Origin of the sequence: Brevibacterium luteolum (assembly GCF_025147615.1) — a bacterium.
In the GTDB taxonomy this organism is placed as follows: domain Bacteria; phylum Actinomycetota; class Actinomycetes; order Actinomycetales; family Brevibacteriaceae; genus Brevibacterium; species Brevibacterium luteolum.
Map to the genome: position 1 here is coordinate 25,645 of NZ_JALXPM010000009.1, position 26,739 is coordinate 52,383.

Here is a 26,739-nt window from a genome sequence, read left to right on the forward strand (position 1 = left end):
GATGGCACATTCCAGCACCAGCCAGCCCAGCACCAGCCAGCCCAGCACCAGCCAGCCCGGCGCTAGTAAGACCAGCCAGCCAGGCACCAGCAGGACCGGCCCAGCCACCGCCTCGGGTCCGGCCAGCCCGCGGGCACTGGCCTGGAACCGCCGCCTGGCCGCCGCACAGAAGAACTGGAAGGTCTTCTTGGAGGACCGCGCTGGAGCCGCCGGCGGGATCGTCCTCATCCTCGTCGTCCTCGTCGCCGCATTCGCCCCGCTCATCGCCGACCGGTCCATGCTCGACGTCACCCAGAACCTCGACCAGCCGCGCTACGCACCGCCCTCGGCCGAACACCCGCTGGGCACCGACAACTACGGCCGCGAGCTGTGGGCCCGCCTCGTGTGGGGCGCCCGGGTCTCCCTCATCGTCGGCCTGGCTGCGACTGCGATGTCGATGGTCATCGGCACCATCATGGGCATGGCCGCCGGCCATTTCTCAGGGCTGTTCGGCGGGCTCATCATGCGCATCATCGACTTCTTCCTGGTGCTGCCCTCCCTGCTGCTGGCGATCGTGCTGTCCTCAGTGCTCGAACGCGGCGTCCTCACGATTGTCATCGCCATCGGCATCACCTCCTGGGCCGGCACCGCGCGCATCGTGCGCGCCCAGACGCTGTCGGCTGAGTCCCGGCTCTACATCGAACGGGCCAAAGTGCTCGGCGCCGGGCACTGGCACATCATCCGCACCCACCTGCTGCCGGCCGTTATGCCGCTCGTGCTCGCCAACACCACCCTGACCGTCGGCTCGGCGATCATCGCCGAATCGACGCTGGCCTTCTTGGGCCTGGGCGACACCACGCAGCAGTCGTGGGGCACGATCCTGAAGAACGCGATGGACGTCTCGGCCGCGACCTCGGGCTACTGGTGGTACATCCTCACCCCCGGGCTCGCCATCGTCGCGGTGGTCCTGGCCTTCACCCTGGTGGGCCGGGCCATCGAAGCCATCGCCAACCCGACCCTGAGGAGCCGCTGATGAGCAGAACCGACCCAGCCACCGCCTCGGGAGCCCAGCCGGCCGGCAGCGACCTCGTCTTCGACGACGTCTCGATCCTGTACTCCTCGCGCACCTCCCGCGGCGACATCGCCGCGGTCAAGAACGTCACCCTCGAACTGCCTGCCGGTGGCACCCTCGGCATCGCCGGCGAATCCGGTTCCGGGAAATCGACGCTCATCCTTTCGGCGCTGCGGCTGCTGCCGCACAATGCGGCGCTGACCGGTCAGGTGCGCTTAGGCGGCACCGGCATCGCGGAGCTGAACTTCGGGCAGATGCGCGCGGTGCGCTGGTCGCAGGCCGCGATCATCTTCCAGGGCGCCCTGCACTCGCTCAACCCGGTCCGCCCGGTCGGCAAGCAGATCCTCGAAGCCCTTGAACTCCACGTCAAGGACGACTGGCGCACCGATGCCGCCCGCAGCACGCGCATGCACGAGCTGCTCGGCCACGTCGACCTCGGACCCGAGATCGCGAAATCGTATCCGCATGAGCTCTCCGGCGGGCAGAAGCAGCGCGTCATGATCGCGATGGCGCTGGCCTGCGACCCGGACATCATCATCGCCGACGAGCCGACCACCGCCCTCGACGTCATCGTCCAGGAACAGATCCTCACCCGCCTGCGCGCACTCGTCGAAGCCCGCGGTATCTCGCTGCTCATGATCTCCCACGACCTCTCCGTCCTCGCGGCCGCCTGCGACCGGCTGGCGATCATGCGAGACGGCGAGATCGTCGAACTCGGGCCCGCCGAACAGGTGTGCAACGACCCCAAGGAGGAGTACACCCGGCAGCTGGCCGACGCCTTCCCCACCATCGGCGACCCGGACTCGCGGCTCAACCCGATGACCCGCAACCCCGCCCGCATCACCACCGACACCCCGCACGAGATGACCGACGAGGTGGTGCTGGCCGCCGAGAACCTCAACGTCACCTTCTCCGCACGCGGGCGCACCGTGCGCGCCGTACGCAACGTCGACCTCACCCTGCACCGCTCGGAGATCCTCGCCGTTGTCGGCCAGTCCGGCTCCGGCAAGACGACGCTCGCCCGCGCGCTGCTCGGCCTGCAGCCACCGGACCGCGGCTCGACGCTCACCTTCCGCGGCAAGCCTCTGCCCACCTCGGCCAAGGGGCTGCGCCAGTTCCGCCGCGATGTGCAGATGATCCTGCAGGACCCCTCCGGCTCGCTCAACCCGGCGCTGTCAACCTACGAATCGGTCGCCGAGGGCCTGCGCGTGCAGAAGTTCTCCGGCGATGAGCGCGAACGCGTGCGCACGAGCCTCGAATCGACCGAGCTCATCCCCGGTGAGGACTTCTTCGAACCGATCCCGCAGGAGCTCTCCGGCGGGCAGCGCCAGCGCGTCGTCATCGCCAGCGCGCTCGCCCTCGACCCCGACATCCTCATCGCCGACGAACCGGTCGCCTCCCTTGACGCCTCCGTTCGCGGGGAGATCCTCTCACTCATCCTCGCGCTGAAGAAGAACCTCGGCCTCACCGCCCTCGTCATCACCCACGACCTCGGCCTGGCCTGGAACATCGCCGACACGGTCGCAGTCATGTACCGCGGCGAGATCGTCGAGCGCGGACCCGTCGAACAGGTGCTGCTCGACCCTCAGCACGACTACACCCGCCAGCTGCTGGCCGCCGTGCCGAGCTTCCGCTCCCAGCGCGCCTCGATGACCGCGCCCGAGGCGGCCGGCACCACCGAGCACACGGTCGCCTCCCAGCAGACGAACGGGCCCGAGGCGGTGGATCGGCAGTGACGGACCCCGCCTGGCACACCGGCCAGGCACCCCTGGCCCCCGGCGACCGGGTCTGGCTCATCGCCCCCTCCGGCCCGGCACCTGAGGGCACCGTCGAACCGGCGATCGCCTACCTCGAAGACTGGGGTCTCGACGTTAAGGTCGGCACCCACCTCAGATCAGTCGACAAGCGGGCCTCCTACCTAGCTGGCAGCGACGCTGAGCGGCTCGCCGACCTCGTCGAAGCGTGGACGGATCCCGAGGCCGCAGCGGTCATCGCCTTCCGCGGCGGATTCGGGGCGATGCGGCTGATCGACAGCCTCGACTTCGACACCCTCGCCGCCGCCGCACGCCGCCCGGACGGCCGGCCGAAGCTGCTGACCGGCTCCAGCGACATCACCGCCCTGCACCAAGCGTGGGCACACCACCTGAGGGTCCCAACCCTGTTCAGCCCGATGGTCGGCAACGACGTATTCCGCTCAAGCGAGCGCATCCGCACAGATGTCCACCGCTGGCTCTTCACCCCATGGGCAGACCAGCCGGTCAGCCTCGGCGAACATGCTGAGACACTCGTGGCCGGCGAGCACACCGGCATCACCTACGGCGGCAACCTCAGCCTGCTCGCTGCCGGCCTCGGCTCCCCGGAATTCGATCCCGGCACCCCAGATGAACCGGGCATCCTCATCCTCGAAGACGTCGACGAAGAGGTCTACCGGCTCGACAACCTGCTCCTGCAATTGAAGCGCGCCGGCTGGCTCGCTCGCGCCGGCGCGGTGGTGCTCGGCTCCTGGGAGAACTGCGGAGAGAAACCAGCCCAGCGCGAACTGCTGCGCGAAAACTTCGCCGACGCCGGCATCCCCGTCGTGTGGGAAGCTGAGCTCGGCCATCACCCGCACGCCGGTTCGATACCGTTGGGAGTGCCCGCCCAGCTGAGTGCACCCAGCCCAGCCACCGCCTCGGGCGCGGTGACCCTCACGATCGCCCCGACGGGAAGGACCCCATGACCGACATCTTCACCCAACTCGACGGGGTCGAATTCTCCGCCCGCGCCATCGACATCGACACCGGCGACGAGATCTTCAGCCACCAGCCCGACCGGGTGCTCTCCACCGCCTCGATCGCCAAGATCTTCCTGCTGCATGCCGCCCTGCAGATGCGCGAGTCCGGCGAGCTGCGCCTCGATGAGCGGCTCACCCGCACCGCTGCCGAGCGGGTCCACGAATCCGGGCTGTGGTACCTGCTCGACCAGCCCGACCTCACCATCCACGACATCGGCATGCTCATCGGCGCCTTCAGCGACAACTACGCCACCAACGTCCTCATCTCCCGCGTCGGCCTCGACCGGGTCGCCGACGAGATCACAGCCCTCGGCTACACCGACTCGGCCCTGCACGACTTCCTGCGCTGGCCGCGCCCGGCAGGCGTCCCGGCCCGCCTGTCCTCCGGGACTGCCAGTGAGCTGAGCGACTATATGGCCCGGCTGTCGCGCGATGAGCTCTTCGACTCCTCGACCTCGGAGATCATGCGCCGGTGGCTCGGCGCCGGTGCCGACACCTCGATGGTCGCCTCCTACTTCGAACCCGACCCGCTGGCGCACTACTACTACACGCGCGGGGAGTGGATTGTGAACAAGACCGGCACCGACGACACCGTCCGCGCCGACACCGGCATCGCCTTCACCCGCGAGCGCCGCGTGGCCTACGCCGTGTTCGCCAACTGGGAGGCCGGCACCGACCGGGTGCTGGAGGTCATGCCGCTCATGCGCGCAGCCGGCGGCCTCATCAGCGACCACCTCCACGCCTGAACCGCGCCTGACTCGCACACCTGACCTGCGCCGGCTCCAATCCCCACACCTGCGCCGGCTCCAATCCCCACACCTGCGCCACCGACCGAAAGGACCCCGATGACCGCAGAGCCCATCCCGATCTTCGACGGCCACAACGACCTGCCCTACTACCTGCGCGAGACCCGCGACTCCTCCGTCGCCGGGCTCACTGATCCTGCGACCGCTCCGCAGACGGTCATTCCGCAGCTGCGCGCAGGCGGTGTCGCCGCCCAGTTCTGGTCAGTGTTCGTCCACTCCGATGTCACCGGGGATGAAGCCGTGCGCGTCACACTCGAGCAGATCGACCTCGTCGACCGGCTCATCACCGCCTACCCCGACGACCTCGCCTGGGCGACGACCGCTGAGGCGATCCGTGCCGCCCGCACCTCCGGGAGGATCGGCGGGCTGCTCGGCATCGAAGGCGGCAACCAGATCAACGAATCCCTCGGCGCCCTGCGCATGTTCGCCCGGCTCGGCGCCCGCTACATGACCCTGACGTGGTCGACGACCCACAGCTGGGCGGATTCGGCCACCGACGATCCCGTCCACGGCGGTCTCAGCGACTTCGGCCGCGAGGTCGTTGCCGAGATGAACCGGATCGGCATGATCCTCGACCTTTCGCACGTCGCCCCCACCGTCATGGACCAGGCCTTGGAGATCAGCGAGCTGCCGGTGCTGTTCACCCATTCGAACGCCCAGGCGCTGTGCTCGCACCCGCGCAACGTCCCCGATGAGATCATCGACCGGCTGCCGACCAACGGTGGCGTCCACATGCTCACCTTCGTGCCCTCCTTCGTCTCCGAAGCCCGCTACGCATGGGTCAAAGACGGCGAGAAGGGCACCGCCCCAGAGGTGACGATCGCCGATGTCGCCGACCACATCGACTACGTGCGCGAACGCATCGGCGTCGACCACCTCGGGCTCGGTTCCGACTTCTGCGGCACCGACGCCTTCCCCACCGGCCTCGACAACGCCGGCACCTACCCAGCACTCATCAACGAGCTGCGCAACCGTCGCTGGTCCGAGGCAGACCTCACAAAGCTCGGGTACGACAATGTGCTGCGGGTACTCGAGGCCAATGACGACAACTACCGCCGCTTCATCGCCGCAGGTCAGGAGTTCGCATGACCCGGGTCCTCATGATCGTCAACGACATCGACTCCCAGCCGCGCCGGCTGCTCACCCGGCTCATCGCCCACCACATCGACGTCGACATCCGCATCGGCCCCGGCCGTGACGGCACGTGGAATGCGGTGCCCGGGCCCGAGGCGGTGGACGCCTACGACGGGTTCGTCTACTTAGGCGGTGGGCTCATGCCCGATGAGACCGACCGGGCGCCGTGGCTTAAGAACGAGGCAGCGCTCGCCCAGGCCGCGCTGGAGGCCGATAAGCCGCAGCTGGGCATCTGCCTCGGCGGGCAGCTGCTGGCCCACATCACCGGCGGTGAGGTCCGCGCCCAGACCGGCGCCCCGGAGAAGGGCGCGACAGCAATCACGATGCTGCCGACGGCAGCCGAGGATCCGGTGTTCGGCAAGCTCAACCAGCACACGCACTTCATCGAAAGCCACGTCGACCGGATCACCGCACTACCGCCGGAGGCGACCCTGCTGGCCAGCAGCGAACGGTGTGAGATCCAGGCGTTCCGCGTCGGCCGGTCGTGGGGCATGCAGTTCCACCCCGAAGCCTCGGCCGAGTCCGTGCGCGGCTGGGAGGCTGACAAGCTCGCCGCCCTCGGCTTCGACAAGGACACCCTCGTCGCCGAAGCCGACGCGGTCGAAGCTACCAGCGCCCGCGACGCCCAGGCACTCTTCGACGCGTTTGCGCAAGAGGTCATCGGCACCGGCAGCTGAGACGACAGCGGGCCCGGTGACTTCTGAGAGTCACCGGGCCCGCCTGCATTCACGCCAGCAGCGGCGCGCAGCGCCGTATCAGCGTGCCAGGCGCTCCCGCCACGCGGTCATGACCGCAGGATCGGTGGGCTTGGAGGCAAGCGAGCCGATGACGTAGGCGACAGCTGAGGCGGTGAGCGCCAGGTAGATCGCGGAGTTGGCGAACACATCGACGAAGGCCATGATGCCGATCGCGGTGGCCGCACCGGCGACCATTGCCGCGAGCACGCCGACGATGGTGCCGCGCTTCCAGATGAGCCCGCCGACGATCGGGACGAACAGGCCGCCGACGAGCAGGTTGTAGGCGACCGTGAGCGCCATGACGACATCGGGCATCGCGATCGCCAACAGCAGGGTGACGATGCCCAGCAGGACGAGGTAGACGCGGGAGTCGCGGACCTCGTCGCCGGTCTCGCGCACGAGTGCACCGGCCAGCTGGCCGCCGAGTCCGCCGTCGGAACCGGACTTGGCGATCCGGCGGCTTTCGAAGACGGGCTCGATGACGTCCTGGCGGAACACTGTCGAGGCCGCCAGCAGCGCACCTGAGGACGTCGACATGACAGCTGAGAGTGCGGCGGCGAGGACGAAGCCGGCGATGAGCGGTGACATCGTGGCGTCGACGACGGCGGGGAAGACGTCATCGCGTTCGGCGATGCCGGGCACGATCTTCTGTGTGGCCACACCGACGAGCGCTCCGGCCACCGCATAGAACAGGCAGTAGACACCGGCCGAGACGCCGCCCCAGCGCGCCACGCCGGGGGTGCGGGCGGTGAAGACGCGCTGCCAGATGTCCTGGCCGATGAGCAGGCCGAGGCCGTAGACGAGGAAGTACATGAGGATGGTGTCCCAGCCGGTGGCCAGCGGGTTGAACATCTCGTCGGGCAGCTCAGCTTTGAGCGTGCCGAGGCCGCCGGCTTTCGTCAGCACGATCGGCAGCAGGATGAGGAAGATGCCGATGGTCTGGATGATGAACTGCACGAAGTCGGTCAGGGTGATCGACCACATGCCGCCGAGCATCGAGTAGATGATGACGATCGAGCCGCCGAGCAGGATCGCCGGGACCTTGTCGATGCCGAACAGGGCGTGGAAGATCGTGCCGTAGGCGACCGTTGAGGTCGTCGAGATCATGAGCCCGTAGCCGGTCATGATGATGCCCGAGACCATGCGCGAACCCTTCCCGTAGCGCAGTTCGAGCATCTGGGAGACCGTGTAGATCTCCAGACGCTGGATGCGCGGGGCGAAGAGCAGGGATAGGGCGATGATGCCGAAGCCGATGAAGAAGACCAGCCACATGCCGGAGATGCCGTTCATATAGCCCAGCCCGATGCCGCCGACGGTCGAGGCCCCTCCGAGGACAACGGCGGCCATGGTGCCGGTGAAGAGCAGGGGACCGAGGCGGCGGCCGGCGACGAGGTATTCCTCTTGGTTCTTCGCCCGCATTCGTCCCCAGACGCCCACGGCGAGCATGCCGATGAGGTAGAGGACGACGACTGCAATGTCCATGGTGTGTCCTTTCTGTGCCCGCAGGCAGCGGGTCGGTGGTGCGTGGCGTGCCCGCAGGCGGGTGTTCGCGCCGGGGGATGGAGCTGTGAACGACGCAAGCGCCGGTGCTCAAGGGGTGAGCTGCGGGCACCGCAGGCCCGGGTTCGTCAGCCTGAAGCTGTCAGCCCGGGGACTGCCGGCCCCGCGGTTAGGCGCCGGGCAGGGTGATCCGGATGACGGCCGGACGGTCGCCGGCCAGGGTGGTGCGGATCGCCTCGGCGAGCTCAGTGTCGATGGCATCAGCGCTGATCGTCACACCGCGGGCGCCCATCGACTCGCCGAGGGCGGCGAAGTCGGGCCGGTGCAACCTGACGGCATAGGGGTCCATGTCCCGGTCCTCCATCTGGTGTTCGATCTCCGCGTAGCCGCCGTTGTCGACGATGACGAAGGGGATCGGCAGCCTGAGTTCGACGGCGGTGACGATCTCCTGGATGGAGAACATCGCCGCACCATCGCCGACGACGCACACGACCGGCCGAGGCGGGGCGGCGAGCTTCGCTCCGATCGCTGCCGGGATGCCGTAGCCCAGGGTTGCGAAGCCTGGCATGTACAGCAGCTGGTCCGGGGTGTGGGCAGTCAGCGCGTGCACCGTGCCGTCGTAGGTGATCTGCGAGGAGTCACCGGCGATGATGACATCGGCACCGGCGGCTGCGGTGATGACCTCGTGCAGGTGCACGTTCGTCGACGCGAAGTCGAAATCGGCCTGGTAGGCCTCGGTGAGCGCCGTGACCCGGTTCTGTCCGTCGCGCTCGCCGGCACCGTGCAGCGCTTCATGCTCCAGCAGCGCGGTGAGGAAGTCGGTGCAGTCGGCGAAGGCGTGGATGTTGCCGCGCAGGTTCTTGTTCAGCTGATCGGGGTCGATATCGCAGCGGATGACCGTCTGCGCGGCCGTGGAACCGGCCCCAGCCTCCGCGCCGTCGGCCGCACTGTCGCCATCGGTACCGATGCGCCCGCCCCACAGGTCGGAATCTGCCAGCTCGGAGCCGAGCACGAGCAGCACATCGGCCTCCGCCGAGGCGCGCTGCACGGCCGGGAACCGGACGTTCGCGCCGAGTGAGAGCGGGTGGGTCTCATCGAGCACGCCCTTGCCGTTGGCGGTCGTGACGACCGGCGCGTCGAGCGCCTCGGCCAGCGCCCTGACCTCGGCAGCAGCCCGGCGTGCCCCGCCGCCTGCGACGATGAGCGGCGTCCGGGAACCGGCCAGCGCCTCGGCGGCGGTGGCGACCATGTCCATGTCGAGTACCGGGCGGCGCGGGGCCTGCGGGGCCGGGACGGCACCCCACCACTGGCCTTCGAGCACGTCGAGGGGCACCTCGATGTGGACCGGTCCGGGCCGTTCGGAGGCGAAGAGCGCGAACGCATCGGCGACCGCCTGCGCGGCGCCCTCGGCGGTGCGGGTGCGACGCGAGGACACGAGCAGGTGCGACAGCGCCCCGGAGGAGTCCTTCGTCTCGTGCAGCATGCCGATGTCAGCGCGTTCCAAGCCGATCGGCACACCGGGGGAGAGGATGAGCATCGGCCGCGATTCGGCGTAGGCGGTCGCCGCGGCGGTGATGACGTTCGTCAGCCCCGGCCCCGAGGTGGTGATGACGACCCCGGGCTTGCCGGAGACGAGGAAGTACCCGTCGGCCCCGTAGCCGGCGCCCTGTTCGTGGCGCGGGGTGATCGCCCGGATCCCGAAGTCGGGCAGGTGCCGGTAGAACTCCAGGTTGTGGGTGCCGGGGATCCCGAAGATCATGTCGACGCCGTGGGCGGCCAGCGCTGCGACGACGGCCAGGCCGCCGTTATGGAAGCGCTTTTCCGTCGCCGAGGCGGTGGTCGCCGCGGCCAGTGTGGTCTCCTGGGTCATGCGTCCTCCTTCCCGAAGCCGAGGCCGGTCGCGGCCGGGCCGCTGGGTTCGCTGTGTCCGCCGGCATCGGCGGCCCACAGGCTCAGCAGCTCGTAGCCGAGCTGGGCTGCGGCCAGGCCGGTGATCTCGGCGTGGTCGTAGGCGGGGGCGACTTCGACGATCTCAGCGCCGACGACGTTGAGGCCCTGCAGTCCGCGCACGGCGTTCATGAGCTCACGGCTCGTCAGCCCGCCGGCTTCCGGGGTGCCGGTGCCAGGTGCTGCGGCCGGGTCGAGGACGTCGATGTCGATGGAGATGTAGACCGGGGCATCGCCGAGGCGGCGGCGCATCCGGGCGACGATGTCGGAGACCGGGGAGAACTGGAAGTCATCGGAACGGATGATCTGGAAGCCTAGCACCTCATCGTCTTCGAGGTCTTTGGCACCGTAGAGCGGGCCGCGGATGCCGACGTGCATGCAGCGCTCCAGATCGAGCAGACCCTCTTCGCTGGCGCGGCGGAACGGGGTGCCGTGCGTGTACGGGGCACCCATATAGGTGTCCCAGGTGTCGAGGTGGGCGTCGAAGTGCAGCACGGCGATCTTCCCGTGGGTCTTGGCCACCGAGCGGATGTTCGGCAGGGCCAGGGTGTGGTCGCCGCCGAGCGTCAGCAGCTTCGCGCCATCAGCGCGCAGCGCATCGACGTTGTTCTCGACGGTGGTGATGGCCTCTTCGATGTTGAAGGGGTTGACGCCCAGGTCGCCGCAGTCGGCGACCTGCTGAGCGGAGAACGGGTGCATGCCGGTGGCCTGGTTGTACGGCCGCAGCAGCTTCGAGGACTGGCGGATGTGGGCCGGGCCGAAACGGGCGCCGGGCCGGTAGCTGACACCGGCGTCGAAGGGCACGCCGAAGACTTTGACGTCGATCGGCGCGCCGGGTCGGGCGGCCTCGACCTCGTCGATGCGCGGCAGCAGCCCGAAGGTCGGCGGTCCGGCAAACCGGGGTGTCAGGCTGTAGTCCGCTGGACCCAGCGGGGTGGTCTCATTCGTCATCGCGAATCCTCTCTCGTCTCGGAATGCTCGGCCGCGTGCGCAGGCAGCTCTGCCCGCTGACGGCAGACCCACCCTACGGGTATGTGCACAACCACCGATATGTCCACCATGGCAGGGTGTGGGCAATCACAGTCCACCACGGATAGAATCAGCGTTGTGGTCACTCTTGGACAGCTGCTCTCCCTGCCCGAACTGCACCTGCAGGTCGTCTCCGATCCGCCAGGCTGCCGCAGCGCACCGGTGACGATCGTGCACTCGTCCGAGCTGCCCTCGGTCGACCAGTGGCTGGCCGGCGGCGAGGTGCTGCTCACCATCGGCGCGCTGCAGGACCTCGACTCCCCGGACGCCGCCGACTACATCCGCCGCGTCCACGCCGCAGGAGCCGTCGCACTGGGCATCGGGCTCGGCGAGCACCTGCCGAACGCCCGCGCGCCCGAGCAGCTCATCACCCACGCCCGCGCGGTCGGGCTGCCGCTGTTCATGGTGCCCGAACCGGTGCCCTTCGTCGCTGTTGTCGAGGCTTTCACCCGTCTGCGCGAAAGCGAATCCGCCCACGAGGTCTCAGCGCTCGTGCGCACCCAGCGCCGCTTCGCCACCGCCTTGGCCGCCCGCGGCACGAACGCCCTACTGGCCGAGATCTCCCGGGCGCTTGGCGCCCCGGTCGCGCTCGCCTCACCGACCGGCCGGCTGCTCGGCACCACCGAACGTGTGGCCGCCCGCCAGGGGCTGCCGGGCCTGTTGCGCGAGGAGCTCATCACCGCTGCCGCCGCCGGTGGGACCGCGCCGCGGCTGCTGCGGGCCACCGCGCCCGAGGTGGTGGCCGGTTCGGATCTGGAGGCGATCCCGGTCGGCTCGGAGACGGTGACCGGTTGGCTGCTCACCCCGGTCGCCGGCACCCGGCCCGGTGGGGACCGGCACAATTCTCGCACCCTGCTGCTGGCGACCGCGGCAGCGCTGCTGGCGCTGCAGGACACCCGGCTGGCCGATCGCCGGGAGCTGGCCGCACAGCTGTGCACCGGGCTCATCGGGGCCGATGAGCTGCCTGAGCGCTTCGCAGATTCCACCGGCTTCAGCCTGCCAGCCGCGCTGAGCTTCGCGATTGCCGGCGGCGAGCGGGCGGCAGAGCACAGCGAGGAAAGCGGGGCGAACTCCCGATTCGACGCGCTTCTCACCGATCTCAGCCCGGGCGTGCTCCACCATCCCACCACCTCGGGAACGGCGCTCATCTGCCCGCCAGGGCTGCGCGGCCTGGTCGAGGCCATCTGCCGTGCGCTCGGCATCCCGGTGACCGATTGGTCGGACGGCACCCCCGACCAGGTGCATGATCGGTGGCATGAGTGGCGCTACGGTGCTGGCGATCGCCGCTCACAGCTGGGGCAGCTGCTCGCCTCTGTCAGCCGCGAGGCCGCCGCCGATTTCGTCCAGCGCACCCTCGGCCCGCTCACTGCAGCCGATGACGACGGGATCCTCATGCGCACCTTAGAGCACTTCGCCTCAGCTGGCGGCAGCCGTGATGCGGTCGCTCAGGCCCTCGGCGTGCACCGCCACACGGTGCGCGCCCGGCTGGAGCGGATCCGCCAGATCCTCGGCTACGACCCGCGCGAACCCGGCCACCTGCAGGCGATCGGCATCGCCTTCCTGCTGCGCGAGACCACCACAGCCCACCGCTGAGACCCGGCCCCGGCCGCAGCCATGCGGCTGTGCGGGCGCCTCGTCACCAGGGTTTGGTGTCGCTGCCGCTGCTGTTGTCGCCCCGGTCGTCCTCATCGTCGCGCTGACGCTGGTCGGCCTCCCGGTTGCGCTCCTCGAGCTCACGCTGTTTGCGTTCGGCTTCGGTCTCCTGACCACCACCATCGCTGCCATCGCCGCCAGAGCCTTCGTCCTCGCCGTCACCGGGCTCGCCACCGCCGCCGTCGCCGGAGTCGTCTCCGCCGTCACCGCCTTCGTCGTCTCCACCGGAGCCGTCACCGCCATCGTCGCCGCCGTCTCCACCGTCGCCGGGGTTGTTCATGTCCTCCTGGGACTCATCGATGCGCTGTTCGGACTCGTCCATCTGCTGGTCGCTTCTGCTGCCTTCCGGCCGACACTCCTCAGGAGCCTCCTGGAGGGTGGTGCGGGCCAGATCGAACTTCTCATTGGCCTCATCAGTGCTCTCAGCGGTCTTGAACTCCTCGGCCTGCTGCTCGTAGACGTAGGAGAGGTTGACTCGCACAGCGCACTCATCGCGCACCGGCGTGAGGTCGAGGGCGCGTTCGAGCAGGGGCTGGGCATCCTCGTAGCGGCTTTCGGCGGCTGCCACGGTGCCGATGTTGAACGGCGGCTTGTGGTGTTCGAAGAGGCTGATCTTCTCGAACCGCTTTGAGAGCCGGACAGTCTCGTCGTAGTCCGCCTGCTTGTAGGCCCGGGATGCGCTGTGCAGCGTCCAGACGCACACAAGACTGTAGATGCACACGAGCGCTAAGGCAGTGCCCAGCGTCCCGCGGATGAGGTGCGGCCACAGGCGGCGGCGCGGCTTCTTCTCCGGTTCCGCGGTCGGCTTCGCCTGTGCATCAACCTTCGTTTCGCCTGGCTTTGCCTCACCCGGTTTCGCCTGCGCGGACTCTGCCGGCTGCTGTGCAACCGGATGCTTCTTCGGGTCCTGTGGCTGCCGGTCAGTCGAGTTGTTCACCGTGACCTCCTCAGCAGTGCGTAGAGTCGGTTGAGGGACCGGAACTGGCCCAGGGATCGCCCGGCGTCGACGGTCAGCAGCGCGATGACGCCGAGCAGCGGAATCCAGAAGTAGTCGCTGCGGCCGTCTGCGACGTGCTCGTCGTCGTGCTGCTCTTCCAGCTCCGGCATCGTCACCGCCGCCTTCAGCTCGGTGCCGGCGGTGCGGTGGGTGTAGTCGACCCCGAGGTCCTTGGCGATGGCCTTGAGCTGGTCCTCATCGATGACCGACAGGGCATCCTTGCCGGTCTCCGGGTCCTGGATGTACTCAGGTGGTTCCGGATCCGTCGTGCTGCCGTCGATCGACCAGTCGAAGCCGGCGGTCTCCAGCATCCGCCCACCAGCAGAGGTACCGTAGCCGAACACCCCGCCGCCGTCGATGCGGTCGCCGATGTCGGCCAGCGACTCGGGCTGCTGATCGGAGGTCTGCTCACCGTCGCCGAAGTAGAACACGAACCGCTGGTTGTCCGGATGGTTCTCCTCGCTTTTGTCCAGCCGGGAGACCAGCTCACCGCGGGCGGCGGTGACCGAGCTGCCGGTCGACGAGGTGGTCCGCTCCGGCCGCATCACCTCGAAGGCGGAGCGCACTGCGGCATGATCGGTCGTCAGCGGTACCCGCACGCTGGCACGGGAGTCGAAGGTGATGACGCTGACGCGCGCGCCTGGCAGCTGTTCGAGCAGCGCGTCGACATCGGCGCGCACACCCTCGAGCCGCGGCTTGTCGCCGTCCCAGTCTTCGGCCACCGCCGAGGCGGTGGTGTCGACGAGCAGGAATACGTCGGCTGCCGCGACGGGCACCTCGGTGGTGACCTCGGTCGGTACGCCCGGTCGCAGGCATGCGCCGATGAGGAGGGCGGCAGCGACGGCGCGCAGGATCCAGGCGATGCGCCGGCGGCGGATGAGGATCGCCAGGGTGATGCACCCGCCGATGAGCAGCACGGCGAGCACGGCCAGCAGCGGCCACGGCATGATCGGAGCGATGCTCATAGCCGGAACCTCCATGCGAAGACGAAGGCGATGATGACGCCGATGAGTGTGAGGGTCAGCGGCACGACTGGCCGGTCGTGGACAAGCGTGACCGGGGTGGCATCGGTCAGCTTGGCCTCCTCTTCCTGGATCGAGCGCACGATGCCGTCGACGGCGGACTGCCCGCCGAGTGAGTAGTGCTCCCCGCCGGTGCTGTTCGCGGTGTTCTTCAGCTCGTCCATCGGGCCGGCGCCGAGGAAGGAGAACGGCGGGGCGAGGGTGTAGACGCGGATGTCGCGTTCGACGGCGAGCTCGGTGGCCTCATTGAGCTGGTAGATCGGCACTCCGGCCAGTTCGTTGTCGGTGGCGAAGATGATCGAGCGGGAGCGCTCCTCGTCCTCCTTCTTGTCGAAGGAGCCGATGCAGGAGGCCAGCCCGTCGCCGATGAGTGAGGATCCGCTGACGTTCGGGTCGATGGTCCCGGCCATGAAGCCGGTGCCCTCGGTGCCCCAGGACTCGAAACCGTCCTTGGCCTCTTCGAGGAATTCGCGGACCATGTCGTAGTCGTCGGTGAGCGGGAAGACGGTCACGGCGGTGGAGTTGAAGACGGTCATGCCGATGCGCTCGCCTTGGAAGGAGTCGAGCATCTGGATGTAGGAGTCGACGATGTCGGCGTCGTAGGTGAGCATCGACCCTGAGGCGTCGAGGCAGAGTACGACGTCGCGGCGGTGCTGATCAGGGGTGATCGTCTGCACGGTCGAGGGCCGGGAGACTCCGACAAGCGCGCTGAGCAGCGGCAGCAGCGTGACGAGGAAGACCGCGAGTGCGCCGAGCAGCAGCCGCTTGCGGCCGCGGGCGAAGGCCGGCAGGGCGGTGAGCCGGCCGATGTGGGCAACCGGGACGCGGCCGTGGCGCTCGTGCTTGCGCGGCCGGGAGAGCAGCCAGATGAGCACGGCCAGGACGGGCAGGAGGGCTAAGGGCAGCCACCAGAATGTCAGGACCATCGGTCGACCAGCCCCCTCACACGCGCAAGCTGAGTGCCGGCGTTCGTTGGCTCCTCGCGGGCGAACTCATCGGCATACAGGCGCTCGACGACCTCGGCGACGGTGCCCAGCCGGAAGGCCTTGAGCTCGCGCAGGGTCATGTGCCGGATGTTGAGGTTCCAGGCGTCGCGGGCGAAGTCGCGCACGATCTCCGAGAGCCGGTGGGCGACCTCGCGGTCGGACAGCTCGCCGGCCTGCCAGGACTTCCCGACCTCGTCGACGGTCACCAGGTACTTGTGCCGGACGCGCTCCGGGACTCTGGCGGTGCCGTCACCGCGCAGCCCGGCGCGGTAGACGCGCGCGCCCAGCGGCCACAGCAGCAGCACGGCAGCGGCCAGCGCGGCGAACACGACTGCGGCATACCACCAGTCGCTGGGTCCCAGGGCCGGGTGCAGGCTAGCGGCGAAGAGCATGCTGTTTCCTCATGAGCCGGCGCAGCTGGCGCAGCGCGTGCCGGGAGTCGTCAACACGGACATGGGCGATGCCGGCCGAGCGGAGGAACCCCTCGGTGCGGTGCTTGCGTTCGGCCTCGGCGTGGGCGTACTGCTCAGCGAGCTCCTTGCCGCCGAGCAGCTCGTGCGGGATCGGCAGGTGCCGGTCATCGGAGATGTCGAAGGGCACCGCGCCGCGGCCGAAGCCGGTCAGCTGCGCATCGGAGACTGTCAGCCACATCATCTCGTGCTGGGCGCTCAGCCGGCGCAGCAGCGGCATGTCCTCACGCACCAGGCCGATGTCATCGGCGATGACGAGGAGCATCATCCGCCGCCTGAGGTGCTCTGCCGCCCAGGTCAGCTGCCTGCGCACATCCGAGGGGCGCCCGCGGCCGCCGGCGGACTGGATGCCGCGCAGCAGCTGCTCCAGGTGAGCTTCGGTGCCCTTGAGCCGGCTGGCCGCGGTGTGCTCGGCATCGCCGTGCATGAGCATGACGTCATCGCCGTGGCGCACTGCCAGATACCCGGTCATGCCCGCGAGCAGGATCGCCAGTTCGCGCTTGCTCTCACCGCTGGCGGCGATGGCATCGAAGTTGCGCCCGGAGTCGGCGATGATGCCCAGGGCGTGCCGGCGGTGGGCGACATAGCGCTTGACCAGGGGAGAGGTGTGCCGGGCGGTGGCCTTCCAGTCGATGTCGCGGATCTCGTCGCCGACGACGTATTCGCGCAGGTCATCGAAGTCCATGCTGTGGCCGTGGTAGATCGAGGCGTACTCGCCTTCGAGCAGCCCGCGCATCTTGCGGTGCGCGTGGATCGTCATGTTCGCCTTGACCTTCGTCAGCAGGGCAGTCATCACGGAGTCCTGATCGCAGCGAGCAGGTCGTTGATGATCCGCTCGACCTTGACGTCCTCGGCCACGGCCTCGAAGTTCAGCAGGATGCGGTGGCGCAGCACGCGGTGGGCGATGTCCTTGACGTCTTCGGGGATGACGTAGTTGCGCCCGCGGATCATCGCCAGAGCACGCGAGGCGTTGGTGAAGGCGATCGAGGCGCGCGGGGAGGCGCCGCACTCGATGAATCCGGCCAGCGGCCCGATGTAGCGGCCGGCTGAGCGGGTGGCGGTGACGATCTCGACGAGGTAGCGGCTAATCGCCGGGTCGATGTAGATGCTGCGCGCATAGCTGCGCAGCATGTGCACGTCTTCAAGCGAGCACGCCGGCGGCATCTTCGCGGCCTTGTCGAACACCCCGGCATCGAGCCGGCGCAGGATCTCCATCTCCTGGTCCGGGTTCGGGTAGTCGAGCAGATCCTTGAGCATGAACCGGTCGAGCTGGGCCTCGGGCAGCTGATAGGTGCCCTCCTGCTCGATCGGGTTCTGGGTGGCCATAACGAGGAACGGTTCGGGCAGCGGATAGGTCTTCCCGCCGATCGTCGTCTGCTTCTCCTGCATCGCCTCGAGCATCGCCGACTGCGTCTTCGCGCTCGAGCGGTTGATCTCATCGAGCAGCACGAGGTTGGCGTGCACCGGGCCGAGCTGCGTTTCGAACGCACCGGTCGAGGAGTTGTAGATCTGGGAGCCGATGATGTCGCTGGGCAGCAGGTCGGGGGTGCACTGGATGCGGTTGAAGGAGGCCTCGACCGAATCGGCCAGCGCGGCAGCCGCCGTCGTCTTCGCCAGTCCCGGCACGCTTTCGAGCAGCAGGTGCCCGCCGGTCAGCAGTCCCAGCAGCAGGGTCTCGCGCAGCCGCACCTGTCCGACGACAAGTGAGTCCAGGTACTTTTGGATCCGTGACAGGATCGCCTGTGCCTGGGTGATCTCCTGCGTATTGGCCGGACGCTCATCGGGTGCCATGGTGCTCCTCATGTTGCCTGCCCGGGCCCGGCCCGGCGCAGCGGGGTCATCTGCGTGGTTCCCACACTATCGGCCAGCACTGACGTCTGGCTGACCGTGGTGTGACAGGCCTGCCACATGTGTGACATGGTCGGTTCCCGGTCCCGAGGCGGTGGTCGCCTGCTGTGGCGCCGGCTGCGTGCCCATTGTGGGTCCGGTCACGCACCGACGGCGGGTCCGGTCACAGGATTCATGCCTGGCGGAGGGTCTGCGACACGCGGCTGAAAATATTCGCGAGAATTTTCAGCTGTGGATAGAGCGGCTCGTCAGGCGTGGGTGTTTGCCAGGCGCGGTTCGTGCCTGCCCGCATGTGTGCTGGTAAGCGAACTACACGCGTGTTGTTCACATGGTGTGGATGCCCGGTGTGGGCGGTGCGCACCGCTTGTGCAAAACCGTTGACCTGCCTCAAATCACACTGGTGTAACACATGATCTAGGGGTACGCTGGTGGGCAGACACAACATCTAGTGGTTGAACTGCCGGCGCGGGTCGATAGCTCCGATCACCGTCAGGACGGGGAGAGCACCGGATGGCCGCCCATCAGAACACCGCATCAGACACCGAATTCCTCTGGAGGAAGACGCCATGATCACCGTGTACACCAAGCCAGCATGTGTGCAGTGCACCGCAACTTTCCGCGCGCTTGATTCGCGGGGAATCGACTACCGAGCCGTCGACCTCACTGAGGAGCCCGGTGCACTCGATGTCGTCAAGGCAATGGGCTACATGCAGGCTCCGGTCGTCGTGACCGACAGCGATCACTGGTCGGGCTTCCGCCCGGACAAGATCGCCACACTCGCCGGCAGCGGAGCCGCTGCCTCTGTCGTGGCCTCGTGATGCAGTCGTGCTCGTCGTCTACTACTCAAGTGGATCTGAGTACACCCACAAGTTCGTCAACAAGCTGGACCATCCCGGCCTGCGGCTTCCCCTGCTGACAAAAGAGCCGACTCCCATCGTGGGTGAGCCCTTCGTGCTCATCACCCCGACCTACGGGGCGGGCAGGAACCGGGGGGCGGTGCCCAAACAAGTCGTCAAGTTCCTCAACGTCGAGGAGAACCGCAATCGTCTCGTCGGCGTCATCGGCGCAGGCAACACCAACTTCGGTGAGTACTACTGCGCTGCGGCCTACAAGGTCGCTGCCAAGTGCCAGGTGCCGCTGCTGTACAACTTCGAGTTGCTCGGCATGCCCGAGGACGTCGAGAAAGTCAACAAAGGATTGGATTCACTGTGTCAACAACCGTTGAAGACCGCGACCTAGAAGCGATCATCCGCGAGGAGACCGACCTCGACTACCACGCGCTCAACGCGATGCTCAACCTCTACGATTCCGAGGGACGCATCCAGTTCGCACGCGACCGTCAGGCGGCCCGGCAGTTCTTCCTGCAGCACGTCAACAACAACACCGTCTTCTTCCACGACCTCAAGGAGAAGATCGACTACCTCGTCGAGCACGACTACTACGAGAAGGAAGTCCTCGACCAGTACTCGTTTGAGTTCATCGAGAAGCTGTCGAAGCAGGCGTACGCGAAGAAGTTCCGCTTCCAGACCTTCCTCGGCGCGTTCAAGTTCTACACCTCGTACACGCTCAAGACCTTCGACGGCAAGCGCTACCTTGAGCGCTTCGAGGACCGCGTCGTCATGGTCGCGCTGTTCCTCGCCCGCGGTGACGAGCAGCTGGCGACCCAGCTGATGGAGGAGATCATCTCCGGTCGGTTCCAGCCGGCCACCCCGACCTTCCTCAACGCCGGCAAGCGCCAGCGCGGCGAGCTCGTCTCGTGTTTCCTGCTGCGCATCGAGGACAACATGGAGTCGATCGGCCGCTCGATCAACTCTGCTCTGCAGCTGTCCAAGCGCGGCGGCGGTGTGGCCTTCGCCCTGACGAACATCCGTGAGTCCGGTGCCCCGATCAAGAAGATCGAGAACCAGTCCTCGGGTGTCATCCCGATCATGAAGCTGCTGGAGGATTCCTTCTCCTACGCCAACCAGCTCGGCGCACGCCAGGGTGCCGGTGCCGTGTACCTGCACGCCCACCACCCGGACATCTACAGCTTCCTCGACACCAAGCGCGAGAACGCCGACGAGAAGATCCGCATCAAGACCCTCAGCCTCGGCGTCGTCATCCCGGACATCACGTTCCAGTTGGCGAAGAAGAACGAGGACATGTACCTCTTCAGCCCGTACGACGTCGAACGCGAGTACGGGATGCCGTTCAGCGAGATCTCGGTGACCGAGAAGTACTACGAGCTCGTCGACAATCCGCACATCAAGAAGAAGAAGATCAACGCCCGTGAGTTCTTCCAAACTCTGGCAGAGATTCAGTTCGAGTCCGGCTACCCGTACATCATGTACGAAGACACCGTGAACCGCGCGAACCCGATCGACGGCAAGATCATCATGTCGAACCTGTGCTCGGAGATCCTCCAGGTCTCCTCGCCGAGCACCTACCATGCTGATCTGTCCTACGCCGAGGTTGGCAAGGACATCTCGTGCAACCTCGGTTCGCTCAACATCGCCATGACGATGGACTCGGAGAACTTCGGTCGCACCGTCGAGACCGCCATCCGCGGCCTGACGGCAGTGTCGGAGGCCTCGAACATCGACTCGGTGCCCTCGATCGCCCGCGGCAACGACATGTCGCATGCAATCGGGCTCGGGCAGATGAACCTGCACGGCTACCTGGCTCGTGAGCGCATCCACTACGGCTCCGACGAGGGCCTGGACTTCACGAACATGTACTTCTACACCGTCGCCTACCACTGTGTGCGCGCCTCGATGCTGCTTGCCAAGGAGCGCGGCCGCACCTTCGAGGGCTTCGAGCGCTCGAAGTACGCAACAGGGGAGTACTTCGAGAAGTACATCAAGGGCGACTGGACGCCGCGCACCGAGCGCATCGCACAGCTCTTCGCCGACGCCGAGGTGCACATCCCGACCCCGCAGGACTGGGAGGAGCTCAAGGCGCAGGTCGCCGAGCACGGCATCTACAACCAGAACCTGCAGGCCGTTCCGCCGACCGGCTCGATCTCCTACATCAACAACTCGACCTCGTCGATCCACCCGGTCGCCTCGCGGATCGAGATCCGCAAGGAAGGCAAGATCGGCCGCGTGTACTACCCGGCTCCGTTCATGACCAACGACAACCTGGAGTACTACCAGGACGCCTACGAGGTCGGCTACGAGAAGATCATCGACACCTACGCTGAAGCCACTCAGCATGTTGATCAGGGGCTGTCGCTCACGCTGTTCTTCAAGGACACCGCGAGCACCCGCGACGTCAACAAGGCGCAGATCTACGCGTGGCGCAAGGGCATCAAGACGGTGTACTACATCCGCATCCGTCAGCTCGCCCTGCAGGGGACGGAAGTCGACGGCTGCGTCTCCTGCATGCTGTAAGCCGGCACGAGGCAACCTCACCACATCTTTGAGTTATCAGGAGTGAACATGACCGAGCAGCTCAAGCTCGTGTCCCATGTGGACGCAATCAACTGGAACCGTATCCAGGATGATGTCGACCTCGAGGTCTGGGATCGGCTGACAGCCAACTTCTGGCTGCCGGAGAAGGTGCCGCTGTCCAACGACGTGCAGTCGTGGGCAACGCTGACCGAGGATGAGAAGACGCTGACGATGCGCGTCTTCACCGGACTGACCCTGCTCGACACCATCCAGGGCACCGTCGGCGCAGTCTCCCTGCTGCCGGACGCACGCACCCCGCACGAAGAGGCGGTGCTGACGAACATCGCCTTCATGGAGTCGGTGCACGCCAAGTCGTACTCGTCGATCTTCTCGACGCTGGCCAACACCCGCCAGATCGACGACGCCTTCCGGTGGTCGACGGAGAACCAGTCGCTGCAGAAGAAGGCGCAGATCATCCTCAAGTACTACCGTGGGGACGATCCGCTCAAGCGCAAGGTCGCCTCGGTGATCCTGGAGTCCTTCCTCTTCTACTCCGGGTTCTACCTGCCGATGTACTGGTCGAGCCGGGCGAAGCTGACGAACACCGCTGACCTCATCCGCCTCATCATCCGCGACGAGGCCGTGCACGGGTACTACATCGGCTACAAGTACCAGCGCGGAATCGCCGAGGTCGACGACGCCCGCAAGCAGGAGCTCAAGGACTACACCTTCGAGCTGCTCTTCGAGCTCTACGAGAACGAGGTGCAGTACACCCACGATCTCTACGACTCCGTCGGGCTGGCCGAGGACGTCAAGAAGTTCCTGCATTACAACGCCAATAAGGCGCTGATGAACATGGGCTACGAGGCGATGTTCCCGTCATCGGTCACCGACGTGAACCCGGCGATCCTCTCGGCGCTGTCACCGAATGCCGATGAGAACCATGACTTCTTCTCCGGCTCCGGTTCGTCCTACGTCATCGGCAAGGCCGAAAACACCGAAGACGAAGACTGGGATTTCTGATTCCTGGCTCAGCGGCTCACCTCCTCAGCGGGGTGGGCCGCTTTCGTCATTCAGTCCTGAACGGCAAGCTGAGGGCACGCTATCGCGTTACCAACACTTATTCTCTTAAATGTTGGTAAAATCAGATCATGTCGTCAGCCTCGGACACGGTCGTACCGATCGACCCGGTCTCTTCGGAGACGTTCGGCTGGGTGCCTCGGGCGCCCGGTCTGTACTCCCGTGTTGAGGTTCGACGCCAGACAGGTCCCTATGACGCAACTGTTCCGGCCGCTATCGCCAGCTGGGAACCCCACATGGCCGGTGAGATGACAGCCGACATCGAGGACGCGACCCGGCAGCTCGTCGAATTCGACGCGCACGCACAGAAGCGACTCGGAACAGACAGCCCGGCACTCGGCCCGATGACCGCCATCCTGCTGCGCACCGAATCAGCATCGAGCTCACAGATCGAGCAGCTGACGACATCCGCAAAGCAGCTCGCCCTCGCCGAGATCCACGAAGGAGACAAGGCGAACGCCGTCACCGTGCTGGGCAATGTGCACGCCATGGAAACCGCACTCCAGCTTGCAGGCAACATCACAGCCGAGGACATCCTCGGCATGCACGCCGAGCTCATGCGCCATCAGCACGAGTTCGCACCTGTTGATGCGGGACGTTTCCGCGAACAGCAGGTCTGGATCGGACGCGGAGATGCCGGCCCGCGAACTGCAGACTTCGTCGCTCCGCACCACGCACGGGTTCCGGACGCAGTCGAGGACCTTGCGGCATTCATCCGGCGTGAGGATCTGCCTGTGCTCGCTCAGGTGGCAGTCGCACACGCCCAGTTCGAGACCATCCACCCGTTCACGGACGGCAACGGGCGCACCGGACGAGCCTTGGTCCACGCAATGCTGCGCCGGACCGGCTTGGTGACGTCCACTGCCGTTCCGGTCTCAGCTGGCCTGCTGACCGACATCGACCGGTACTTCGCAGCCCTCGGTGCCTACCGCCTCGGCGACGCCGGCCCCATCATCCGCGCCTTCACACACGCTGCCCGAACGGCTGCCGTCACAGGTGCAGACCTCGTCGACAACCTGGCAGCCGAACTGGAGAACTCCCGAGCCAAGCTCGCCGGCCTGCGCGCAGATGCGGCCGCCTGGACGATCCTGCCCGTCCTCATCGGACAGCCGGCGGTGAACACCCGCTACCTCATGAACCGGCTCGGCATGGGGGAGATGACTGCGCTGCGAGCCCTGGCCACGCTGACCGAACGCGGAGTGCTGACCGAGATCACCGGCAGAGCTCGCGGCCGCGTGTGGCAGCACCGAGGCATCCTCGACGTCCTCGACGACTACGCCGCCACCATCCGCCGCATGGCCAGCCGCTGACCCGGCACATATGCCGCCGGCCGCATTCCCCTCAGCAGCTGACTGACACTACCCTGGACAGCGTGCGACCCGAGGAGACGACGAACAGCCCGCGGACAGCGGCGGCAGATCAGCTGCCGAACGCCCGCGCCGCCGTGCCGGTCATCGTGCTCACCGGCTACCTCGGCGCCGGCAAGACCAGCGTCCTCAACCACCTGCTGCGCCACCCAGCCGCCCGCATCGGCGTCATCGTCAACGACTTCGGCGAGCTCAACGTCGACGCCGGACTCATCAGCGGCCAGGTCGACGAACCGGTCTCGATCTCCGGCGGCTGCATCTGCTGCCTCACCGACGCCGGCGGCATGGAAGACGCCCTCATCGCCATGGCCGCACCCGCGCTCGCCCTCGATGCGATCATCGTCGAAGCCAGCGGATTCGCCGAACCCCTCATCCTCGCCCGCATGATCTCCCGCTGGGGCCGCAGCCGCTTCCGCCTCGGCGGACTCATCGACGTCATCGACGCCTGCGAGCACTTCACCACCATCGACGACGGCGACCTCCCGCCGGTCCGCTACGCCGCAGTCACCCTCGCTCTGGTGAACAAGCTCGACCTCCTCCCCGAAGCCGAACGCGGTGCCCGTCTTGATCGCATCCGCGACCGGGTGCACGCCCGCAATCCACGGGCCGCGGTGCTCGGCACAGTGCTCGGCCGCATCGACCCGCACCTGCTCTTCGACGGGGCTGCCGCGCCCGAGGCGGAGGGCACCACAGCAGATCGGTCACCTGACGGCGCAGAGAGTTGGCAGCAGGGGGAGCTGCCGTTGCACGAGCTGTTCATGGATGCTTACACCGCCCGTGACGAGGCGATGCTGGCCGAACTGGACACCCCAGTCCACGACCACATCCACGCACACGCCGTTACCGTCGAAGTCCCCGGCGCTGTCGACGCCGATGCCGTGCTCGACCTGTTGGAGAACCTGCCGGCCGGTGCCTACCGGGCCAAGGGTGTCATCGCTGTGCCGACAGGTCGCGGGACGCGCTCGTATGTGGTTCAGGCTGTCGGCCCGAACGTCTTCGCCGCCGTCTCCGACGGGCCGAGTGAGGGCAGTGCGCTCGTCATCATCGGCGCAGAGTTGGATGAAGATGCGGCTCGGGCCGCTGTGACTGCCGCGCTGGCCGAGCTGCCAGCAGATGGCTCAGCGTCGCCGGGGTTGGACCGAATCCGCTCACTCATCCGGCTGCACAGCTGAGGCGCGGGCTTAGTCCCCGCGCGCCAGCCGGCGCAGCGTCTCTTCCATGGCATCGGACAGTCCGGCGGCACCGGCAGCGATCGGCCCGCCGCGGGAATCTTCGAAGGCAAGAGCATCGGCAAAGGTCTGTTCCAGCGGCCGATGCGTCAGCCCGCGGGCGCGTGCTGCATCAGCCCCGACCGTGCCGATGAAGGGCATGTCGGGGATCTCAGCCCACAGCGGCAGACTCTCCGGGCCCATCCACGTGCCCGCTCCGGCATCGGTGAGCAGGCCCGCGTCGACCGGCAGCAGCTCCAGCTTCGTGCCGGCAGCCTGCTGCGCGGCGTCGAGCAGCTCTCCGAGCGTGGCCGTCGGCCCAGCGGCATTGAGAATTCCGGTGATCCGGTGCTCAGCGCAGTGCACGATCCAGTCGGCCAGGGCGGTGACGGCGAGCAGGCTGAGAGGGAATCCGATGTCCATCGGAACCACCACCTCGGGCCCGGTGGGATGCGCGAACCGCCACGGGTAGTAACCCGACCGGCCCGTGTCATCGCCAGCACCGCCGAGCAGCCCGGGGCGGATGATGAGGTGATGGGTGGTGAGTCGTTCGACAGCTGCCTCGCAGGCTGACTTCGCGGCACCGTAGTCAGTCGCGTCGTCGAGCTTGTCATCGGCCATCGCCGGGTGGATCGGGGCCGTCTCGTCAGGTTCGAAGATGTCGCCGCGGGCGTAGACGCTGGCGGAGGAGATGTAGATCCAGTGCGCGGCATCGACGGCCCCGAGCGCGTCGCGGACGAATCCCGGGTGGCTTGTCAGATCGATCGCGACGTCCCAGCTGCGGCCGGCCAGTTGTTTCAGAGCGTCAGGGGAGTCGCGGTCGACGGTGATGAACTCGGCGGCCTCGTCAACGGGAGTCGTGCCGCGGCAGGCGCACGTGACGTGATGACCGGCGCCGGCGAAAGCAGTGACGAGCTGCCGGCCGAGCATGCCGTTGCCGCCGAAGAGAAGCACTGAGAGACTCATGCCCTCACGCTAGGGCTTGGGGCGGTCGACGGCAATGGTGATCTGCTGTCAGCAGAAGGCGCGAGGCGATAGAGCGGATCATAGCGGTACCGGTCGAAGCTTCCTTCTCGCGGACGGGTTGAACGAGGGATATCCACAGATTTGTCCGATGCGTTGCGGCACAGGTTTGGGAAAGTACCGTTTTGGAGTATGGGGCGATACTGGAAGAGGCATCCGAAGAAGGAGCTCGAAGCGCTGCTGGGAGAGTTTCATGAAGCAAACTGGAAGATCGTTGACCCGCGGAAGAAGTACTATAAGGTGAAGTGCCCCTGCGGCAAGCACATTCGAACCATCCACCTCTCGCCGAGTAATCCGAACTACGTCAGGGACACACTTGGGTGGTTGTACAGACAGCCTTGCTATCCCTGGGAGGAGGGCACATGAGTCAGCAACAGAGCGTCATGGTAGTTTCCGAGATCGAGTTCCGCGTCTCCATCAGTGGCGATACTGATCTGGAATCAGTCTTCGATGCCCTCGCCGTTGAGCTTGCGTCGTTGGAGGACGCGACAATGGGTCTGCTCGATTCGACCGTCTCCATGGACGCGAACGAAAGTCTCATTGCCGCCACCGTCACGACCGAAGGTGACACTTTCGAAGCGGCGGCTCAGACAGCCGACTCCGCAGTTCGGGCAGCCGTGCACGCGGCCGGCGGCGCGACGCCGGGCTGGAACGCCATCACCGTCAGAGACACCTCAGAGCTCGTCTCGAACTCGTGAATGAGCAAAGCGCCTCGCACTGAACACAGTGCGGGGCGC

General features: G+C 67.0%; 24 protein-coding genes. 14 read left to right on the top strand and 10 right to left on the bottom strand.

Going from position 1 to position 26,739, the window contains the following annotated elements:
• Position 1 precedes the first annotated feature (1 nt).
• The 6 genes from M3C25_RS03645 (at position 2) to M3C25_RS03670 (ending at position 6,441) form a co-directional block, all read left to right on the top strand.
• Complete coding sequence (locus M3C25_RS03645; RefSeq protein ID WP_239557071.1) at positions 2 to 1,012, top strand: ABC transporter permease; 1,011 nt, start codon at positions 2 to 4, stop codon at positions 1,010 to 1,012.
• Positions 1,012 to 2,787, top strand: coding sequence for an ABC transporter ATP-binding protein (locus M3C25_RS03650; protein ID WP_259855093.1), 1,776 nt, complete (start codon positions 1,012 to 1,014; stop codon positions 2,785 to 2,787). Before M3C25_RS03645 ends, M3C25_RS03650 begins: the two co-directional genes overlap by 1 nt.
• A complete protein-coding gene (locus M3C25_RS03655; protein WP_259855094.1) occupies positions 2,784 to 3,770 on the top strand; it encodes a S66 peptidase family protein in 987 nt (328 codons plus the stop codon). The genes M3C25_RS03650 and M3C25_RS03655 overlap by 4 nt, the downstream gene beginning before the upstream one ends.
• Positions 3,767 to 4,570, top strand: a complete 804-nt coding sequence (locus M3C25_RS03660; RefSeq protein ID WP_259855095.1) for a serine hydrolase — start codon at positions 3,767 to 3,769, stop codon at positions 4,568 to 4,570. Before M3C25_RS03655 ends, M3C25_RS03660 begins: the two co-directional genes overlap by 4 nt.
• Before the next feature lie 99 nt (positions 4,571 to 4,669).
• On the top strand, positions 4,670 to 5,719 hold the full coding sequence (locus M3C25_RS03665; protein WP_259855096.1) for a dipeptidase: 1,050 nt from the start codon (positions 4,670 to 4,672) through the stop codon (positions 5,717 to 5,719).
• Entirely contained in the window at positions 5,716 to 6,441 is a 726-nt protein-coding gene (locus M3C25_RS03670) for a type 1 glutamine amidotransferase (RefSeq protein WP_259855097.1), read from the top strand. Before M3C25_RS03665 ends, M3C25_RS03670 begins: the two co-directional genes overlap by 4 nt.
• Positions 6,442 to 6,519: 78 nt before the next feature.
• Here the strand turns inward: M3C25_RS03670 and M3C25_RS03675 are convergent, their stop codons facing one another.
• From M3C25_RS03675 to speB, 3 genes are all read right to left on the bottom strand, one after another.
• Positions 6,520 to 7,983 (bottom strand): sodium:solute symporter family protein, encoded by a 1,464-nt coding sequence (locus M3C25_RS03675; protein ID WP_170274564.1) that lies wholly within the window; start codon positions 7,981 to 7,983, stop codon positions 6,520 to 6,522.
• A gap of 187 nt (positions 7,984 to 8,170) precedes the next feature.
• Positions 8,171 to 9,871, bottom strand: coding sequence for a thiamine pyrophosphate-dependent enzyme (locus M3C25_RS03680; protein WP_259855098.1), 1,701 nt, complete (start codon positions 9,869 to 9,871; stop codon positions 8,171 to 8,173).
• Entirely contained in the window at positions 9,868 to 10,899 is a 1,032-nt protein-coding gene (gene speB, locus M3C25_RS03685) for an agmatinase (protein WP_259855099.1), read from the bottom strand. Before speB ends, M3C25_RS03680 begins: the two co-directional genes overlap by 4 nt.
• 156 nt (positions 10,900 to 11,055) lie before the next feature.
• Between speB and M3C25_RS03690 the strand changes: the two genes are divergently transcribed.
• Positions 11,056 to 12,570, top strand: coding sequence for a PucR family transcriptional regulator (locus M3C25_RS03690; RefSeq protein ID WP_259855100.1), 1,515 nt, complete (start codon positions 11,056 to 11,058; stop codon positions 12,568 to 12,570).
• 43 nt (positions 12,571 to 12,613) lie between these two features.
• Here M3C25_RS03690 and M3C25_RS03695 read toward each other — a convergent pair whose 3' ends face one another.
• From M3C25_RS03695 to M3C25_RS03720, 6 genes are read right to left on the bottom strand one after another with little or no spacing between them, the layout of a single operon-like run.
• The gene (locus M3C25_RS03695; RefSeq protein ID WP_259855101.1) at positions 12,614 to 13,567 is read right to left on the bottom strand and encodes a hypothetical protein; all 954 of its coding nucleotides are present in this window, start codon (positions 13,565 to 13,567) and stop codon (positions 12,614 to 12,616) included.
• Positions 13,564 to 14,592, bottom strand: a complete 1,029-nt coding sequence (locus M3C25_RS03700) for a vWA domain-containing protein (RefSeq protein ID WP_259855102.1) — start codon at positions 14,590 to 14,592, stop codon at positions 13,564 to 13,566. Before M3C25_RS03700 ends, M3C25_RS03695 begins: the two co-directional genes overlap by 4 nt.
• Positions 14,589 to 15,575, bottom strand: a complete 987-nt coding sequence (locus M3C25_RS03705) for a vWA domain-containing protein (RefSeq protein WP_170274559.1) — start codon at positions 15,573 to 15,575, stop codon at positions 14,589 to 14,591. The genes M3C25_RS03700 and M3C25_RS03705 overlap by 4 nt, the downstream gene beginning before the upstream one ends.
• Positions 15,566 to 16,027, bottom strand: coding sequence for a hypothetical protein (locus tag M3C25_RS03710; RefSeq protein ID WP_102162945.1), 462 nt, complete (start codon positions 16,025 to 16,027; stop codon positions 15,566 to 15,568). Before M3C25_RS03710 ends, M3C25_RS03705 begins: the two co-directional genes overlap by 10 nt.
• Positions 16,011 to 16,898, bottom strand: a complete 888-nt coding sequence (locus M3C25_RS03715; protein ID WP_170274557.1) for a DUF58 domain-containing protein — start codon at positions 16,896 to 16,898, stop codon at positions 16,011 to 16,013. The genes M3C25_RS03710 and M3C25_RS03715 overlap by 17 nt, the downstream gene beginning before the upstream one ends.
• Positions 16,898 to 17,896 (bottom strand): AAA family ATPase, encoded by a 999-nt coding sequence (locus M3C25_RS03720; RefSeq protein WP_170274556.1) that lies wholly within the window; start codon positions 17,894 to 17,896, stop codon positions 16,898 to 16,900. The genes M3C25_RS03715 and M3C25_RS03720 overlap by 1 nt, the downstream gene beginning before the upstream one ends.
• Positions 17,897 to 18,519: 623 nt before the next feature.
• Between M3C25_RS03720 and nrdH the strand changes: the two genes are divergently transcribed.
• The 6 genes from nrdH (at position 18,520) to M3C25_RS03750 (ending at position 24,943) form a co-directional block, all read left to right on the top strand.
• Positions 18,520 to 18,771 (top strand): glutaredoxin-like protein NrdH, encoded by a 252-nt coding sequence (nrdH, locus tag M3C25_RS03725; protein ID WP_102162942.1) that lies wholly within the window; start codon positions 18,520 to 18,522, stop codon positions 18,769 to 18,771.
• Positions 18,772 to 18,778: 7 nt separating this feature from the next.
• Complete coding sequence (gene nrdI / locus M3C25_RS03730) at positions 18,779 to 19,192, top strand: class Ib ribonucleoside-diphosphate reductase assembly flavoprotein NrdI (RefSeq protein ID WP_259855103.1); 414 nt, start codon at positions 18,779 to 18,781, stop codon at positions 19,190 to 19,192.
• Positions 19,162 to 21,324 carry a class 1b ribonucleoside-diphosphate reductase subunit alpha gene (nrdE, locus tag M3C25_RS03735; protein WP_259855104.1) on the top strand — a complete coding sequence of 721 codons (2,163 nt, stop codon included), beginning with the start codon at positions 19,162 to 19,164 and terminating at the stop codon, positions 21,322 to 21,324. The genes nrdI and nrdE overlap by 31 nt, the downstream gene beginning before the upstream one ends.
• A 48-nt stretch (positions 21,325 to 21,372) precedes the next feature.
• Positions 21,373 to 22,347 carry a class 1b ribonucleoside-diphosphate reductase subunit beta gene (gene nrdF / locus M3C25_RS03740; RefSeq protein ID WP_102162939.1) on the top strand — a complete coding sequence of 325 codons (975 nt, stop codon included), beginning with the start codon at positions 21,373 to 21,375 and terminating at the stop codon, positions 22,345 to 22,347.
• A 128-nt stretch (positions 22,348 to 22,475) separates the two neighbouring features.
• Entirely contained in the window at positions 22,476 to 23,714 is a 1,239-nt protein-coding gene (locus M3C25_RS03745; protein WP_311200493.1) for a Fic family protein, read from the top strand.
• Between the two features lie 62 nt (positions 23,715 to 23,776).
• Positions 23,777 to 24,943: a CobW family GTP-binding protein gene (locus M3C25_RS03750; RefSeq protein ID WP_259855105.1), complete on the top strand. Its 1,167-nt coding sequence runs from the start codon at positions 23,777 to 23,779 to the stop codon at positions 24,941 to 24,943.
• A 9-nt stretch (positions 24,944 to 24,952) separates the two neighbouring features.
• On the opposite strand, the gene M3C25_RS03755 is transcribed toward M3C25_RS03750, so the two are convergent.
• Complete coding sequence (locus M3C25_RS03755) at positions 24,953 to 25,945, bottom strand: NAD-dependent epimerase/dehydratase family protein (protein ID WP_259855106.1); 993 nt, start codon at positions 25,943 to 25,945, stop codon at positions 24,953 to 24,955.
• A 419-nt stretch (positions 25,946 to 26,364) separates the two neighbouring features.
• Between M3C25_RS03755 and M3C25_RS03760 the strand changes: the two genes are divergently transcribed.
• Complete coding sequence (locus M3C25_RS03760) at positions 26,365 to 26,700, top strand: hypothetical protein (RefSeq protein WP_259855107.1); 336 nt, start codon at positions 26,365 to 26,367, stop codon at positions 26,698 to 26,700.
• Positions 26,701 to 26,739 lie beyond the last annotated feature (39 nt).